15 protein-coding genes are annotated in these 14,670 nt (G+C 69.1%); 8 read left to right on the top strand and 7 right to left on the bottom strand.

Annotated features, from left to right (window positions below):
- Positions 1-17: 17 nt before the first annotated feature.
- From MLGJGCBP_RS21530 to MLGJGCBP_RS21520, 3 genes are all read left to right on the top strand, one after another.
- The gene (locus MLGJGCBP_RS21530) at positions 18-716 is read left to right on the top strand and encodes a TetR family transcriptional regulator (RefSeq protein ID WP_160097941.1); all 699 of its coding nucleotides are present in this window, start codon (positions 18-20) and stop codon (positions 714-716) included.
- A gap of 174 nt (positions 717-890) precedes the next feature.
- Positions 891-2,051 carry an acyl-CoA dehydrogenase gene (locus MLGJGCBP_RS21525; RefSeq protein WP_160097940.1) on the top strand — a complete coding sequence of 387 codons (1,161 nt, stop codon included), beginning with the start codon at positions 891-893 and terminating at the stop codon, positions 2,049-2,051.
- A gap of 74 nt (positions 2,052-2,125) precedes the next feature.
- Complete coding sequence (locus tag MLGJGCBP_RS21520) at positions 2,126-2,974, top strand: 3-hydroxybutyryl-CoA dehydrogenase (protein ID WP_087556830.1); 849 nt, start codon at positions 2,126-2,128, stop codon at positions 2,972-2,974.
- On the opposite strand, the gene ubiG is transcribed toward MLGJGCBP_RS21520, so the two are convergent.
- Positions 2,965-3,804 (bottom strand): bifunctional 2-polyprenyl-6-hydroxyphenol methylase/3-demethylubiquinol 3-O-methyltransferase UbiG, encoded by an 840-nt coding sequence (ubiG, locus tag MLGJGCBP_RS21515; RefSeq protein WP_160097947.1) that lies wholly within the window; start codon positions 3,802-3,804, stop codon positions 2,965-2,967. The genes MLGJGCBP_RS21520 and ubiG overlap by 10 nt on opposite strands.
- 91 nt (positions 3,805-3,895) lie before the next feature.
- Here ubiG and MLGJGCBP_RS21510 point away from each other — a divergent pair, with 91 nt between their 5' ends.
- Both MLGJGCBP_RS21510 and MLGJGCBP_RS21505 read left to right on the top strand, forming a co-directional pair.
- A complete protein-coding gene (locus tag MLGJGCBP_RS21510) occupies positions 3,896-5,029 on the top strand; it encodes a hypothetical protein (protein ID WP_160097939.1) in 1,134 nt (377 codons plus the stop codon).
- An 86-nt stretch (positions 5,030-5,115) separates the two neighbouring features.
- Positions 5,116-6,561, top strand: a complete 1,446-nt coding sequence (locus MLGJGCBP_RS21505) for an MFS transporter (RefSeq protein WP_160097938.1) — start codon at positions 5,116-5,118, stop codon at positions 6,559-6,561.
- Positions 6,562-6,573: 12 nt separating this feature from the next.
- Here the strand turns inward: MLGJGCBP_RS21505 and MLGJGCBP_RS21500 are convergent, their stop codons facing one another.
- Together MLGJGCBP_RS21500 and MLGJGCBP_RS21495 are read right to left on the bottom strand one after the other, a co-directional pair.
- Positions 6,574-6,984: a hypothetical protein gene (locus tag MLGJGCBP_RS21500; protein WP_160097937.1), complete on the bottom strand. Its 411-nt coding sequence runs from the start codon at positions 6,982-6,984 to the stop codon at positions 6,574-6,576.
- Between the two features lie 53 nt (positions 6,985-7,037).
- Positions 7,038-7,175: a hypothetical protein gene (locus tag MLGJGCBP_RS21495; RefSeq protein ID WP_160097936.1), complete on the bottom strand. Its 138-nt coding sequence runs from the start codon at positions 7,173-7,175 to the stop codon at positions 7,038-7,040.
- 6 nt (positions 7,176-7,181) lie between these two features.
- Here MLGJGCBP_RS21495 and MLGJGCBP_RS21490 point away from each other — a divergent pair, with 6 nt between their 5' ends.
- Positions 7,182-8,681, top strand: a complete 1,500-nt coding sequence (locus tag MLGJGCBP_RS21490; RefSeq protein WP_160097935.1) for an MFS transporter — start codon at positions 7,182-7,184, stop codon at positions 8,679-8,681.
- Positions 8,682-8,715: 34 nt separating this feature from the next.
- Entirely contained in the window at positions 8,716-9,099 is a 384-nt protein-coding gene (locus MLGJGCBP_RS21485; protein ID WP_160097934.1) for an RNA-binding S4 domain-containing protein, read from the top strand.
- Positions 9,100-9,103: 4 nt separating this feature from the next.
- On the opposite strand, the gene MLGJGCBP_RS21480 is transcribed toward MLGJGCBP_RS21485, so the two are convergent.
- The 4 genes from MLGJGCBP_RS21480 to MLGJGCBP_RS21465 all read right to left on the bottom strand — a co-directional run bounded on the left by MLGJGCBP_RS21480 (position 9,104) and on the right by MLGJGCBP_RS21465 (position 13,999).
- Positions 9,104-10,018, bottom strand: coding sequence for a diacylglycerol kinase (locus tag MLGJGCBP_RS21480; protein ID WP_160097933.1), 915 nt, complete (start codon positions 10,016-10,018; stop codon positions 9,104-9,106).
- Positions 10,015-11,595: an FAD-binding oxidoreductase gene (locus MLGJGCBP_RS21475; RefSeq protein ID WP_160097946.1), complete on the bottom strand. Its 1,581-nt coding sequence runs from the start codon at positions 11,593-11,595 to the stop codon at positions 10,015-10,017. Before MLGJGCBP_RS21475 ends, MLGJGCBP_RS21480 begins: the two co-directional genes overlap by 4 nt.
- A gap of 82 nt (positions 11,596-11,677) precedes the next feature.
- Positions 11,678-12,955 (bottom strand): MFS transporter, encoded by a 1,278-nt coding sequence (locus tag MLGJGCBP_RS21470; RefSeq protein ID WP_160097932.1) that lies wholly within the window; start codon positions 12,953-12,955, stop codon positions 11,678-11,680.
- A gap of 45 nt (positions 12,956-13,000) precedes the next feature.
- Positions 13,001-13,999, bottom strand: a complete 999-nt coding sequence (locus MLGJGCBP_RS21465) for an aldo/keto reductase (protein WP_160097931.1) — start codon at positions 13,997-13,999, stop codon at positions 13,001-13,003.
- Positions 14,000-14,083: 84 nt separating this feature from the next.
- On the opposite strand from MLGJGCBP_RS21465, the gene MLGJGCBP_RS21460 reads away from it, so the two are divergent.
- A complete protein-coding gene (locus MLGJGCBP_RS21460; RefSeq protein ID WP_160097930.1) occupies positions 14,084-14,650 on the top strand; it encodes a TIGR03086 family metal-binding protein in 567 nt (188 codons plus the stop codon).
- The last annotated feature ends 20 nt before the right edge of the window (positions 14,651-14,670 follow it).

Raw genomic sequence — 14,670 nt, 5'->3', positions numbered from 1 at the left:
GATGGATACTGGGCCTCATGACCGAGCGCGTCGACACTCCCGGCATCGATCCTGCGGACTTCCGCGTCCACGTGGTGGCGCAGGCCATCCGGCTGTTCTCCGAGAACGGGTACGAGGCGACGACCGTCGAGCAGATCGCGTCGGCCGCCGGGGTGTCCCGGCGGACGTTCTTCCGCCAGTTCGGCTCCAAGGAGGACGTGATCTTCGCCGATCACGAATCACTGTTGCAGCAGGCAGAGGCCTATCTGTCCGAGGAAACCGACGATCCGTGGGCGGCGGTCTGCAGGACGGCGCGCCTGGTCTTCGACAGGTTCCGGGAGAACCGGGAACTGTCGCTGCGCCGGTACCAGGTGGTGCAGCGATCTCCCGCGCTCCGCGACCGGGAGATCGTCACCGGGGTCCGCTACGAACGATTGTTCGTCGACTATCTGCGCGGTGTCGTGCCCACCGAACCGGTCCTGAAGGTGATCGGATTCACGGCCGCTGTCACCGCGTGCCACAACTTCCTGCTCCGGAACATGATCAAGGGCGACCCGGACGCCACCGCGGAGGAACTGGAACGGGCCCTCCTCGACGTGCGCCGGACGTTCGGCGTCGCCCCGGGGGCATCCACGCAGGAAGAGGACGCCGTGCTGGTGGTCTCGTACCCGCCGGGGACTCCCGTGGAGGAGATCACCGGGCGCATTCGGAGCCAGTTGTCGCGGCGCCGGAGTTGAGCGGCCGAGGGTGACGACTCCCACCCTTGACTGGCACTCAGTGCCGTGGTTGACTGCACGGTAGTGGCAGTAGTTTGCCGACCAAGAACGTTGCGGCCCACCTGAACGGAAATGAACCTGGCACGGAGTGCCGCTCAGACTCGGTGCCGTCGAGACTCAACAAGGAGCGCCCCCATGGCCGGAAATCCGGACTTCGATCTGTTCAAGCTCGCTGAAGAGCACGACGAACTGCGGTCCGCGATCCGCGCGCTCTCCGAGAAGGAGATCGCACCCTACGCGAAGGAAGTCGACGAAGATTCGCGCTTCCCCGAAGAGGCCCTGCAGGCCCTCGTGACCTCCGGCTTCAACGCCATCCACGTCCCCGAGCAGTACGACGGCCAGGGCGCCGACTCCGTCGCCACCTGCATCGTCATCGAAGAGGTCGCCCGCGTCTGCGGCTCCTCCTCCCTGATCCCCGCCGTCAACAAGCTCGGCACCATGGGCCTGATCCTCAACGGCTCCGAGGAACTCAAGCAGCAGGTCCTGCCGCAGCTCGCGGCCGGCGAGGCGATGGCGTCGTACGCGCTGTCCGAGCGTGAAGCCGGTTCGGACGCCGCGAGCATGCGCACCCGCGCCAAGGCCGACGGCGACGACTGGATCCTCAACGGGTCGAAGTGCTGGATCACCAACGGCGGCAAGTCCACCTGGTACACCGTCATGGCCGTCACCGACGCCGACAAGGGCGCCAACGGCATCTCCGCGTTCATGGTCCACAAGGACGACGAAGGATTCGTCGTCGGGCCGAAGGAGAAGAAGCTCGGCATCAAGGGTTCGCCCACCGCCGAGCTGTACTTCGAGAACTGCAAGATCCCCGGCGACCGCATCATCGGCGAGCCCGGCACCGGTTTCAAGACGGCGCTGCAGACCCTCGACCACACCCGCCCCACCATCGGTGCGCAGGCAGTCGGCCTCGCGCAGGGCGCCCTCGACGCCGCCCTCGACTACACCAAGGACCGCAAGCAGTTCGGCAAGTCGATCAGCGACTTCCAGGCCGTGCAGTTCATGCTCGCCGACATGGCGATGAAGGTCGAGGCCGCGCGCCTCATGGTCTACACCTCCGCGGCACGCGCCGAGCGCGGCGAGAAGAACCTCGGATTCATCTCCGCGGCAGCCAAGTGCTTCGCCTCCGACGTCGCCATGGAGGTCACCACCGACGCCGTCCAGCTGTTCGGCGGCGCCGGCTACACCACGGACTTCCCTGTCGAGCGGATGATGCGTGATGCGAAGATCACACAGATCTACGAAGGTACGAACCAGATCCAGCGCGTCGTGATGTCGCGTGCACTGTTGAAGTAGGCGGCTACGCCGCCCGTGCGCCTTTTTGGTAGCTGCCGCTACCAAAAAGGCGCACGGCTACGTGAGGAGAATTTGTGGAACTAGTAGGCGTGATCGGCGGCGGCACCATGGGTGCCGGCATCGCCGAGGTATGCATCAAGGCCGGCAGCTCGGTTCTCATCCTCGAGACGAAGCCGGAGTACGCCGAGGCCGCTCAGGCCCGGATCGAGAAGTCCCTCGCCCGCGGGGTCAAGGCAGGCAAGCTCGACCAGGAGGCCGCGGACGCCGCGCTCGCCCGCGTGCGGGTGACCCTCGACATCGACGACTTCGCCGACCGCGACCTCGTCATCGAGGCGGCGCCGGAGATCGAGTCCCTCAAGGTCGACATCTTCCAGAAGCTCGACAAGGTCGTGAAGCCGTCCGGCATCCTCGCGTCCAACACGTCGTCCATTCCGCTGATCAAGATGGCCAACGCCACGCAGCGTCCCGGGCAGGTCGTGGGTGTCCACTTCTTCAACCCGGTGCCGGTGATGCCGCTGGTGGAGATCGTGGTCAGCCTCGTCACGTCGGAGGAGACCGTCACCGCGGTCACCGACTACGCGAAGAACACGCTGCGCAAGAAGACGGTGCGGGCCGGTGACCGCGCGGGATTCATCGTGAACGCACTGCTCATCCCATACCTCACGTCGGCGGTCCGGATGCTCGAGTCGGGTTACGCCACTGCCGAGGACATCGACGAGGCCATGAAGGGCGGCTGCGGGTACCCGATGGGTCCGCTGACGCTGATCGACACCGTCGGTCTCGACATCACGCTCGCCGCGGCGGAGTCGCTGTACGCGGAGTTCGCCGAGCCGCACTACGCTCCCCCGACGCTGCTCAAGCGCAAGGTGGATGCCGGGCACCTCGGCAAGAAGAGCGGCAAGGGCTTCTACGACTACAGCTGATCGTGCCCGTCCGGGAGCCCGTCGCGTTGTCGCGGCGGGCTTTCGCCGTTCGCGACGGCGTATCCCATGTAGGAGATGGCCGTGCTCCGGATCTGCCCGAAGTCGAGGCGGCGGCTCAACTCGCCGTAGCTGAGCCGGGTTCCGCCCGCCCGCGCGAGGTCGAGGAGCCGGAGGGGATTCTTCGACCGCGGCCCGAGCCCGACGATCTCGCCGAGCCGCAGGTTGCGGCGTTCCATGCTCGCCGTCAGTTCCGCGGGACGGATACACATCGACCAGTCGTGGATCGGGGTGTCGAACATCCGGGTCATCCGCCATTCCTGCATGATCTTGATGGCGACGAGCTTGCTGACGAACGTGCGGTTGATGGTGTCGAACAGGTACAGGCCCCCGGGTTTCAGCACGCGGGAGGTCTCGGCGATCACCTGGTCGAGATCCGACACGTGCTCGAGGACGTCGCAGCAGTAGACGACGTCGAATGTGGAGTCCGGCACGGGGAGTCGCTCGCCCGACCCGATGCGGTACTCGATGTCCAGTTCCGCGCCGGTGGCGTGACGGCGCGCGGTGTCGATCGACACCGCTGACGGATCGATGCCCGTCACGCGGAAACCGATGCGGGTGAACTCCTCCGCGAGGAACCCGCCACCGGAACCGACGTCGAGGGCACGCAGGCCGCGATAGTCACGACCGATCGTCTCGCCGAGCACCTTGCGGAAGTAGGCGAATCGTCCCGGCGTCAGGCTTCCGTGCAGCAGATTGAGCGGGTTGTCCTCCTCCCACCACGACTCCCCCACCCGGTTGTAGACGTCGTTGTCGATGACCAAGCCGACCACCCCTTCTCTGCCGAGCGCACGGCGACGACTCCCAGCCTTCTCCTGCGCGTCGGTCACTTCAAGGCCGACACCCGTACGCGATGCTCGGAGGATGACTTTCCGGATCTCGCACATGTGCCTGCTGCCGGGCGGGTTCGTCGTGGGAATTGCGTTGACGTCCACCGGGTCCGGTGGGTACGTGTTCGTCGTGGGCCGTGATGTCCTGGACGTGTCGTACCTCGATCCCGCCGCCGGTGCCACCCTCGCCGCGGTAGTCGCGGTCCTGGTGACGGTGCTGGTTCGTGCCCGCCGGGAACTGTCGGCGTTGTCGTTCGCCGGCTTCGCACTGCTGGGTGTCGCTCGTTCGACCGGGCCCTGGGACGTCGACATGTACCTCGGCGGCGTCGCTGCGGGACTTCTCCTCGGCGGTCTCGTCGGACTGTGCGCCACCGCCGACCGAGCGTGGTTGCAGACCGCACTTGCGACGGGTGTCCTCGCCGGGGTCCTCCTCGGCGGACCGATCGAGCGTCTCCGGACGTCCCTTCCCCGGCGCTACGCGGACTACCTTCCCGGACCCACCGTCGATGCGGCGGCGCTGGCCGTCCTCGCGCTCACGGCCGTGGTTCTGGCCGTGGCGTTGCGGTCCGGCGACTTCGGCGAGCGGGCGGATCCCGCGGTGAGCAGGCGCGCCGTCGTCGCGGGGATCGTGGTGCCGCTGGTCGGACTGGTGCTGTGCTGGTGGTTCGTTCACCGGGCGTGGGACGTCGGCTCCGGCGGCGAAATGCGGGGCCGGTGGGTGTTCGGGATCGTCCTCGTCGCGGTGGTGATCGCCGCCGCGCTGTGGCTGGAGGACCGCACCGGGATCGTGCTGCTCGCCGCGATGGCGCTCGTCGCCACGGGCGGCATCGGCAGGTCCGCGTTCCCGGATTCGTGGCCGTGGCTGCTGGTGCCCGCGGCGCTGGCGCTCGCGGGCACCGTGCTCGGACGCCATTTCCCGCGGCCGGTGCTGGGTATCGCGGCGCTCGCGGTGGTGGCCGCGTCGACAGTGTTCGAGCACCCGCCGTGGGACGACCTGCACCTCGGCGCGACGTGGCTGCTCCTTCCGCTGGCGGCCACGTACACGTTCGCGTCGAGCCTGCCGTCGAGCGGACCGGTCACGTGGGCGTGGACATCGACGGGAGTGTCCGTGGCCGCCGTGGTCGCGTGCGGCCTCACCGCCGCCTACCTCGGAAGACGCCGCATCTGACCAATATGCAGGATACATACGTTGTGCACCATGCATAGGTTGTGTATGGTGCACAAATTGTGTTCCGCTACCTCAAGGAGATTCGTGTGGACAGTCCGACGCCCGTTGTCCGCCCGGGCGGCCTCGTCGCCGTGCTGGCATTCACCGGCATCGTCGCCGCACTCATGCAGACCCTCGTGGTGCCGCTGATCGGTGACCTGCCCCGGCTCCTCGACACGACCGCCTCCAACGCGTCCTGGGTGATCACCGCGACGCTGCTCGCCGGCGCGGTGGCGACCCCGGTCACCGGACGTCTCGGCGACCTCTACGGCAAGCGCCGGATGATGCTGATCTGCACGGTGCCGCTCGTCCTGGGCTCGGTGGTCTGCGCACTCGCGACGACCCTGGCCCCGATGGTGATCGGCCGCGGGCTGCAGGGCGTCGGTGTGGGCCTGATTCCGCTGGGGATCAGTGCTCTGCGGGACCTGCTGCCGCCCGAGCGCCTGCACTCCTCCATCGCCCTGATGAGCTCGTCGATGGGGATCGGCGGCGCTCTCGGCCTGCCGCTCGCCGCGACGGTCGCCGAGAACGCCTCATGGCGGGTGCTGTTCTGGGGCGCCGCCGGGCTCAGCGCGGTGATCGCCGTGCTGCTCTGGTACTTCGTGCCCGCCACCCCGGTCCACGGCACCCGGGGCCGCTTCGATCCCGTCGGGGCGGTCGGGCTCGGCGTCGGACTGGTGTGCCTGCTGCTGGCCGTGTCCAAGGGCGCCGACTGGGGCTGGACGAGCGGCACCACCCTCGGCCTGTTCGCGACCACCGTCATCGCGTTGACGGCATGGGGCTGGTGGGAACTGCGCACCCCCGAACCCCTCGTCGACCTGCGGGTCATCGCGGGACGTCAGGTGCTGCTGACCAACGCCGCGTCCGTCGTCGTCGGCTTCGCGATGTACGCGCAGTCGCTGATCGTTCCGCAGCTGCTCCAGCTGCCCGCGTCGACGGGATACGGCCTGGGACAGTCGATGCTGGCAATGGGTCTGTGGATGGCCCCGTCGGGTCTGATGATGATGGCGGTGTCCCCGTTCGGGGCCAAGCTGTCGTCCACCCGGGGACCCAAGGTCACGCTGCTCGTCGGCAGCCTCGTCATCGCCCTCGGCTACGGATCGTCGATGTTCCTGATGGGGTCGACGTGGGGTCTGGTGGTGGTGACCTGCATCTGCGGCGCGGGCGTCGGCCTCGCCTACGGCGCGATGCCCGCCCTCGTGATGAGCGCCGTGCCGCAGTCTGCGACGGCCTCCGCGAACAGCGTCAACTCGCTGATGCGTTCGGTGGGCACGTCGGTGTCCGCGGCCGTCGTCGGCGTGGTCCTGGCACAGATGAGCGTGCAGGTCGCGGGCCACACCCTGCCCACCGAGGGTGGATTCCGGACCGGTCTGCTGATCGGGTGCGGTGTCGCGCTCGTCGCCGCAGCCATCACCCTGGCGATCCCCACCCGCCGTGCACCCTCCGCGCCGAACGATATTCCCACCGAACCGCTCGCGTCGTCGAAGGTGTAGCCGTCGACCGCCCTACTTGTGGAGGGCGTACCCGGCCACGGGGTTGCCGTTGACGTAGACGGTGCCCTCGTAGGTCCCGTCCGGCTTCGGGGTGATCCGGTCGGTGAGGAAATTCAGACCGGACGGGCTGTAGTCGGTGACGAGGGAGCCGCCCGGTTCCGGGGTGGTCATGCCGAAGACGTAGGGGAAGAACACCCCGAAGTTGTCCATGACCCACCCGTGCCCGAACGTCTTTCCCTTCCAGATCAGGTCGGCACCGGGAAGGTTGGTCGTTCCCACATAGGTGCCGGCAGGCATCACGGGCAGCGGGACCGGGACGGGCATGGGTGCCGGGATCGGATCCGCCGCGGACGTCCCCGCGCCGACGAGAGACAGGCCGGCCACCGCGACGGCCCCGACTGCGACCTTGCGCTTGATGTCCATGAGTACTCCGTCTGTCGAGGTTCGTGCCGGACAGTGTCGCACGCGCGCGGCCGTCACAGGGCGAGTGTGAAGAAGTTGCTGATCGGATCGTTGCGGTAGTCCCGCGGCGTCGCACGCACGACGTCGAGTATGCCGAAGACGGTGCCGGAATTCGCAACGAGCGCCGCACCTTGGGGATCGCGGCGCACCATGGGGAGGTGACCGAGACCGTTCTGCGCCTGAGCACCCGCCGGGGGCGGTGGGTCGTCGTCGCCACCGTGCTCGGCTCGAGCCTCGCGCTGCTGGACGGCACGGTGGTGAACATCGCCCTGCCGCACATCGGCGAGGACCTCGGATCGGGTGTCGCCGGACTGCAGTGGATTCTCAGCGGCTACACCCTGGCCCTGGCGTCGCTGATCCTGCTGGGCGGGGCGCTCGGGGACCGCTGGGGCAGGCGCCGCGTCTTCGTCTGGGGGACGGTGTGGTTCGCGGCGGCGTCCCTGCTGTGCGGGATCGCACCCGACATCCCCCTGCTCGTGATCGCACGGATTCTGCAGGGCGTCGGGGCCGCGATGCTGACCCCCGGCAGTCTCGCGCTGATCTCGGCGTCGATCCACGAGGACGACCGGGGCGCCGCGATCGGACTGTGGTCGGGGCTCGGCGGGGTGGCGGGGGCCATCGGACCCCTGCTGGGCGGCTGGCTGGTGGAGGTCGCCGGCTGGCGGTCGGTGTTCCTGCTCAATCTTCCGCTCGCCGCGCTCGTCGTGTGGGCGTCGATGCGGCACGTCCCGGAGAGCCGGGACCCGCACCCGCCCGATCACCTCGACGTACTAGGTTCGGCGTGCGCGGTGATCGGCCTGGGTGCACTCACCTACGGTCTGATCGAGATGAACCTGATCGCCGGGGTGGTGGGCGCCGTCGTGCTGATCGCGTTCGTCGTCGTCGAAGTGCGTTCACCGAACGCGCTGGTGCCGCCGAGCCTGTTCTCGTCGCGGATGTTCGTGGCGGCGAACCTGGTGACACTCGCCGTGTATGCCGCGCTGGGCGGCGTCTTCTTCCTGCTGGTTCTGCAGTTGCAGTTGGTGGCCGGGTACTCGCCGCTCGAGGCCGGGCTGGCCACCATCCCGATCACGCTGGCGATGCTGGCGTTCTCGTCCCGCGCCGGCAGCTACGCCCAGACCCACGGCCCGCGACTGCCGATGACCGTCGGGCCCGCCCTCGCAGCGGTCGGGTTGCTGTTGATGACGCGGATCGGGCCGGACGCGAGCTATTGGACGGTGGTGCTTCCCGCCGTCGTAGTGTTCGGTCTCGGACTGTCCGCGATGGTCGCGCCGCTGACCGCGGCCGTGCTCGGGTCGGTCCCGGTGGAACAGTCGGGTATCGCGTCCGGGGTGAACAACGCAGTCGCGCGCACCAGCCAGCTGCTGGCGGTGGCCGCGCTCCCCGGGATCGCCGGGATCGACGCCGAAAGCATGCTCGACCCGAACAGTTTCTCGGACGGCTTCCGCATCGCGATGTTCATCTGCATCGCACTGCTCCTCGTCGGGGCGGCCATCGCCGCAGTCCTGATCCGGGCGCCCGCCGCGCCGGCTCCCGCCCCGCGCGGTCCCGTCCCGCCCGGTCCCGTACCGGAGTCGGTCGCGTGCAAGCCGCATTGCGACGTCACCGGTCCCGCGGTGCAACCGGCCCTCGCGCGGCCGAGGCCCACAGAGGGGTGACGCGCCCGCCGGCACGCTTTCGTATCCTGGTCGGGTGGCGATTCCCGGTACCGACCCGTCGAGCGTCCGCGTCGACAGCTGGACGTGGGCGGTCCGGCTGTTCAAGACGCGTTCCGCGGCGGCGGCCGCGTGCCGGTCGGGGCATGTGCGGGTCAACGGCAGCACCGCGAAACCCGCGCAGCCGGTCAAAGCAGGCGACGAGATCCGCATCCGCGCGGCGGGTGTCGAACGGATCGTCGAGGTGATCCGGCCGATCACCAAACGGGTGGGCGCCGTGGTGGCCGTCGAGTGCTACACCGACAACACACCACCACCCCCGCCGCGCGAGGTCCTCGCGTCGATCCCGCAGCGCGACCGCGGCGCGGGCAGGCCCACCAAACGCGAACGCCGCGACATGGACCGGTTGCGCGGGCTGTGACCGCTCAGGCCGGGGTGTGGCTCAGGATGCGCAGCGCGGCAGGCACCGCCTCGATGGTGACCGGCAGCGGGCCGACCCGGTCGCCGTCCGCATACGCCGTGATGCTGTCGCACTGCAGTCGCACCGTCCGTGAACGGTAGGTCTGCACGTCGGGGAGTTCCACGTGGGTGCCCTTGTAGACGCGGGGGAACAGCCGGACCAGCCTCGACCGGCGGCCGTAGTCGACGACGGTGACGTCGAGCAGTCCGTCGGTCTTGTCCGCGTGGGGGCAGATCTGCATCCCGCCGCCGTAGGAGCGGCCGTTGCCGACGGCGACCAGCGTCGCGTCGACCTCGACGGTCTGGTCGTCGAGTTCGATGCGGTAGTGCAGCGGCCGGAGTTGCGTCAGTTCGGCGAGCATCGCCAGGTTGTACCGCATCGGGCCCTTCGGCCAGGACATCCGGTTGGCGCGGTCGGTGACGAGTGAGTCGAAGCCGCTCGCGACGATCGTGCCCGCCCACACCACCGCGCCGTCGTCGAGGGTGATCCGGGCGAGGTCGGATTCCTGCACCTCGCCGTCCGCGATGACGTCGGCGGCCGCGACGGGATCGCCGACCGGGATGCCGAATTCGCGCGCATGGTCGTTGCCGGTGCCAGCCGGGATCAGGCCGACCGGTGTCCCGGACTGCGCCGCCGCCTGCAACCCGATGCTGATGGCGCCGTCTCCCCCGACGACGACGAGCGCGTCGGTGCCGTCGTCGATCGCCCGCCGGGCCAGCGTGCGCGCGTGATCGGCGTCCGTACCGATGATTTCGGTGACGGCGACGCCCCGTTCCCGCAGGCGCGCGACGCCCTTGCGTCCGGCGACCGGCGCGTGACCGTGCCCGGCGAGCGGGTTGACGAGGACGGTGACCTTCTCGATCACCTGCTGCGTGCTCACGGAATCATCTTGCCGGGGTTGAGGATTCCCGCAGGATCGACGGTGTCCTTGACCGCCCGCAGAATCGCGACGCCCAGATCGCCGATCTCGTCCCGCATCCACGGCCGGTGGTCGACGCCGACCGCGTGGTGGTGCGTGATGGTTCCGCCGGCGGCGACGATCGCGTCCCCGGCGGCGGTCTTGGCCTTCCGCCACTGCTCGATCGGGTCGTCTGCCTGCGCGGACACGACGGTGAAGTACAGCGAAGCGCCCGTCGGGTACGTGTGCGAGATGTGGCAGAGGACGAGCGGCGGAGTGCCCTGCGCCGACAGCGATTCCGTGAGCGCCGTGGTCACCGCCGTGCGGAGGGCGGCGAGATTGCCCCAGGTGGTCGCGGTTTCCAGTGTCTCGCACAGCGCTCCCGCGTCGAGCAGCGAGTCGCGCAGGTACGGTGCGTCGAAACGGCCGTGCTCCCAGCCGTTTCCGGGTTCCTCACCCAGCGACGTGCCGCCGTGCGCCTCCAACACCGCGCGGGCCTCCGCCGTCCGCTCCGCGGTGTGCTCGGCGGTGCCCTCGAACGTGGTGATCGCCAGGCAGCCGCCGGTCACGGTCTCCTCGCCGATCTTGTCGGTGGTCGCCAGGTTCACCGCCGTCTCCGCCTCGTCGGACAGTCGCAGCACGGTCGGGACCGCACCCTCCTGCCGCAGCGCGCGCAGTGCGCCAGCGCCCGTCTCGAAGTCGGGGAAACGCCACCCCTCCCGGACGGTGGTGGCCGGGACCGCGTGCACCCGCACCCGCACCCGGGTGATGACGCCGAGCGTGCCCTCCGACCCGACGAACAGTTCGCCGAGGTCCGGGCCCGCCGCGGAGGCCGGGGCACGCCCCGTGTCGAGGGTCCCGGTGGGGGTCACCACCCGCAGTCCCTGGACCATGTCCTCGAACCGGCCGTACCCCGCGGACGCCTGCCCCGACGACCGGGTTGCTGCGAAACCGCCGATGGTCGCGAACATGAAACTCTGCGGGAAGTGCCCGAGGGAGAAGCCGTGTGCGCCGAGCAGTTCCTCGGCGAGCGGGCCCGTCACGCCCGCTCCCAGCGTCGCGATGCCGGAGTCGGTGTCGAGGTCGATCAGCGAGTCGAACCGGCGCAGGTCCAGCGAGACGACGGCGTCGAATCGGTCGCGCACGGGGTCGAGCCCGCCGACGACGCTGGTGCCGCCGCCGAACGGGACCACGGCGATGCCGTTGGCGGCGCAGTAGCGGAGCACGTCGGCGACCTCGGCGTCGGTGCCGGGGGTGACGACGGCGTCGGGCGCGTTCTGGGGTTCGGTGCTGCGGCGGCGCAGCAGGTCGAGCGTGCTCTTGCCGCCCGAACGCAGCAACCGGTCGGTGTGTGCGGTACTGGCGAACCGTTCTCCGACGATGCCCGCGAGCGCGGCGACGTGCTGGTCGGACAGTGCGCTCGGAGCGAGGACGACGTCGTCTGCCGCCCGGTCGGAGGGTTCCCGGATGGTGACGCCGAGCGCCTGCTGCAGCAGTCCCTTGATGCCGTCCGAGAGGACCTTGTGCTTCTCGGGCGCGCCCCAGGCGTCCCACTGCATCGGGGGTGCCGTCAGGACGGCGTGATCTTCCGAACGCTCATTGCTCATGCGTTATAGTGTTACACATCATGTAAGAGTGTAACTAGCCCTTCGGGCGATCGCCCCGCTCCCGCCACACCTGCCGGATCGGCCGCAGCACCAGTCCCATCTGCTTCCGCGTCTTCCCCCGCGTCACCAGAACCCCGGTGATCGCCACGATCCAGACCGGATACTGCACGAGCCAGGCCACCCGGAAACTGTCGAACGAGTACCCGCCCATCGCGTCGAGGATGAGCCCCATCGCCTGGATGACCAGCAACGACGCCAGGAAGCCACCGATGTTGACCATTCCCTGCGCGGTTCCCATGCTGGTGCTGGGGTTGAACATGCGGGCGTAGTCGAAGCCGATCATCGAACCGGGGCCACCCACCGAGATCACCATCACCAGAAGCGCCAGCAACCAGATCGGCGCCGGACCCGGCAGCGCCAGCACGACGGTCCACATCGCCGCGTTGCTGATCATGATCGCCAGCACCAGATACGAGCGGCGCATCGGGAACCGGCCGCTGAGGATGCCGATGACCGGCCCGGCCACGATCGCCGAGATCACCGACAACGTGAGCAGCGAACCGGCCTCGGCCGCCGACAACCCCTGCGCCGACCGCAGATACGGCACACCCCACAGCAGCGCGAACGTCGTCATCGAGAACTGCGTGCCCATGTGGGTGAAGAAGCCCAGCCGGGTGCCGTGCCGCCGCCACACCGCGCGGATTTGCGTTCCCACCTCCCGCAGTCCGGCGGGTGCGGCCACCACCTCGAGACCGGGCGGGGCGTTGCGGATGACGGACACGGCCAGCACGAAGGACAGCAACCCGAGCGACGCCGCACTGCCGTACGCGAAACTCCAGCCCGGCCCGTTCAGCAGCAGCATCAACGGCAGCGCCGACAGGATCTGACCGATCTGACCGAAGATGCCCGTCAGCTGGGACACGAGCGGGACCCGCCGCGGCGCGAACCATTGCGGCACCAGGCGCAGCACGGAGATGAACGTCATCGCGTCGCCGATGCCGACGAACACGCGCGCGGCGACGGCCAGCGGCAGCGATTCGGTGAGCGCGAGCACCATCTGCGCCGACGCCATGATGAGCGCGCCGGCGGCGATCATGACCCGCGACCCGTACCGGTCGAGGAGCACGCCGGCCGGGATCTGCATCCCCGCGTACACCACGATCTGGAGCACGACGAAACTCGACAGCACACTCGGACTGATCGAAAATCGTTCCGACGCCGCGAGCCCCGACACACCGAACGAGGTTCGATGGAGGACGGCGACGATATATGCGACAACCCCGACGCCCCACACCAACCACACTCTGCTCATTGCAGATCAAACTACCGGTCAGCAGGTATTACCCGCTGAGTGAAGTCACTCGCGGCCCAGCGACACCCACGTCGGGTCGGCCGTGCGCTCGCCGACGGTGAGGTCCGCGAGCAGGTCCAGGCGGTCGATCTGCCCCTCGGTCAGCGTGAGCGCGACCGCGCCTGCGTTCTCCGTCACACGGGCCGCGAACCGCGTGCCGGGAATCGACACGGACGGCAACCCGAACTCGCGGCCCTTCGCGTCCAGCCACGCCAGCGACACCTGCGCGGGCGTCGCGTCGAGTTCGGCGGCCACCTCGCGGACGACGTCGAGCACCTTCAGGTTCGACGGCAGCGCGTCGTCCCCGAAACGCGGGAACCGGCGACGCAGATCCTTGTCGCCCAGCACGGCAGGGTCGTACGTTCCGGTGAGGAAGCCCCGGCCCACGGGCGAGTACGGCACGAAGCCGATGCCCAGTTCCGCCGCCGCGGGAACCACGTGCTTCTCGACGTCCCGGCTCCAGATGCTCCACTCGCTCTGGATCGCGGCGATGGGATGCACCTGCGACGCGCGACGGAGTTCGTCACTGGTCGCCTCCGACAGTCCGATGTGGCGGACTTTCCCGGCCTTCACCTGTTCCGCGATCGCGCCGACGGTGTCCTCGATCGGCACCTCGGGGTCGACGCGGTGCAGGTAGTAGAGGTCGACGGTGTCGACACCGAGCCTGCTCAGCGATTCGTCGAGGGCCTGCCCCACGTACTCGGGCTTGCCGTTGATACTGCGCCTGCCGTTCGCGAGGTTGCCGACGAGACCGAACTTGGTGGCCAGCTGCACCTCGTCGCGGCGGTCCTTCAGCACCGTGCCCACCGCGATCTCGCTCGCGCCGTCGCCGTACACGTTGGCCGTGTCGATGAACGTCACGCCGATGTCGATGGCGTGGTGGAGGGTCGCGAGCGCCTCCGCGGGATCGACGGGACCGTAGACGGGGGCGACGGACATGGCGCCGTAGCCCTGCGCACTGACGGTGAGGCCTTCGGACAACTGCACGGTGGGGATGTTGGTCATGCGCCCCATCCTTCCCGAGCACCCCGACAGGTGCATCGTTTGGAATCGCGCTGATCGTGACCCGGCTGCCTCTACCCTGAAGGCATGGCCTTCGACTGGTTCGAACTCGCCCGCATCGCCCACCGCGAGTTCGGTGCGCGGGTCGCCGCGATCACCGACTGGTCGGCGCCGACACCGGACCGCGAATGGGACGTCACCCAACTGGTGCGGCACGTCATCGAGGAGCAGCAGTGGGTTCCCCCGCTGCTCGCCGGGAAGACGGTGGGCGAGGCGACCCCGGACATCGAGCCCCTGCACGGCGACATGCGGGCCGAATGGCAGCGGTACTCGGATGCGGCCATCCGCGCATGGTCGTCGACCGACCCGCAGACGCACGTGCACCTGTCCTACGGCACGGTGCCGCTCGAGCCGTACCTGCGGCAGCAGATCGCCGACGTCACCATCCACGCCTGGGACCTCGCCAAGGCCACCGGATCCGACGACACGCTCGACCAGCACCTCGTCGCCGGCGTCTGGTCGGACCTCGACGGCCAACGCGAGATGCTGTCCGAGAGCGGGCTGTTCGCCGACCCCGTCGACGTCCCCGGCGACGCGCCGCTGCAGGATCGCCTGATCGCCCTGACCGGTCGTGATCCCCGGCAACGCATTTAACCAACCGCGCCCGAGGGTCC

This window comes from Rhodococcus sp. T7, assembly GCF_009872365.1.
In the GTDB taxonomy this organism is placed as follows: domain Bacteria; phylum Actinomycetota; class Actinomycetes; order Mycobacteriales; family Mycobacteriaceae; genus Rhodococcus_F.
The sequence above is the reverse complement of the archived record's forward strand: the minus strand, read 5'-3'. Positions and strand labels throughout refer to the sequence as shown.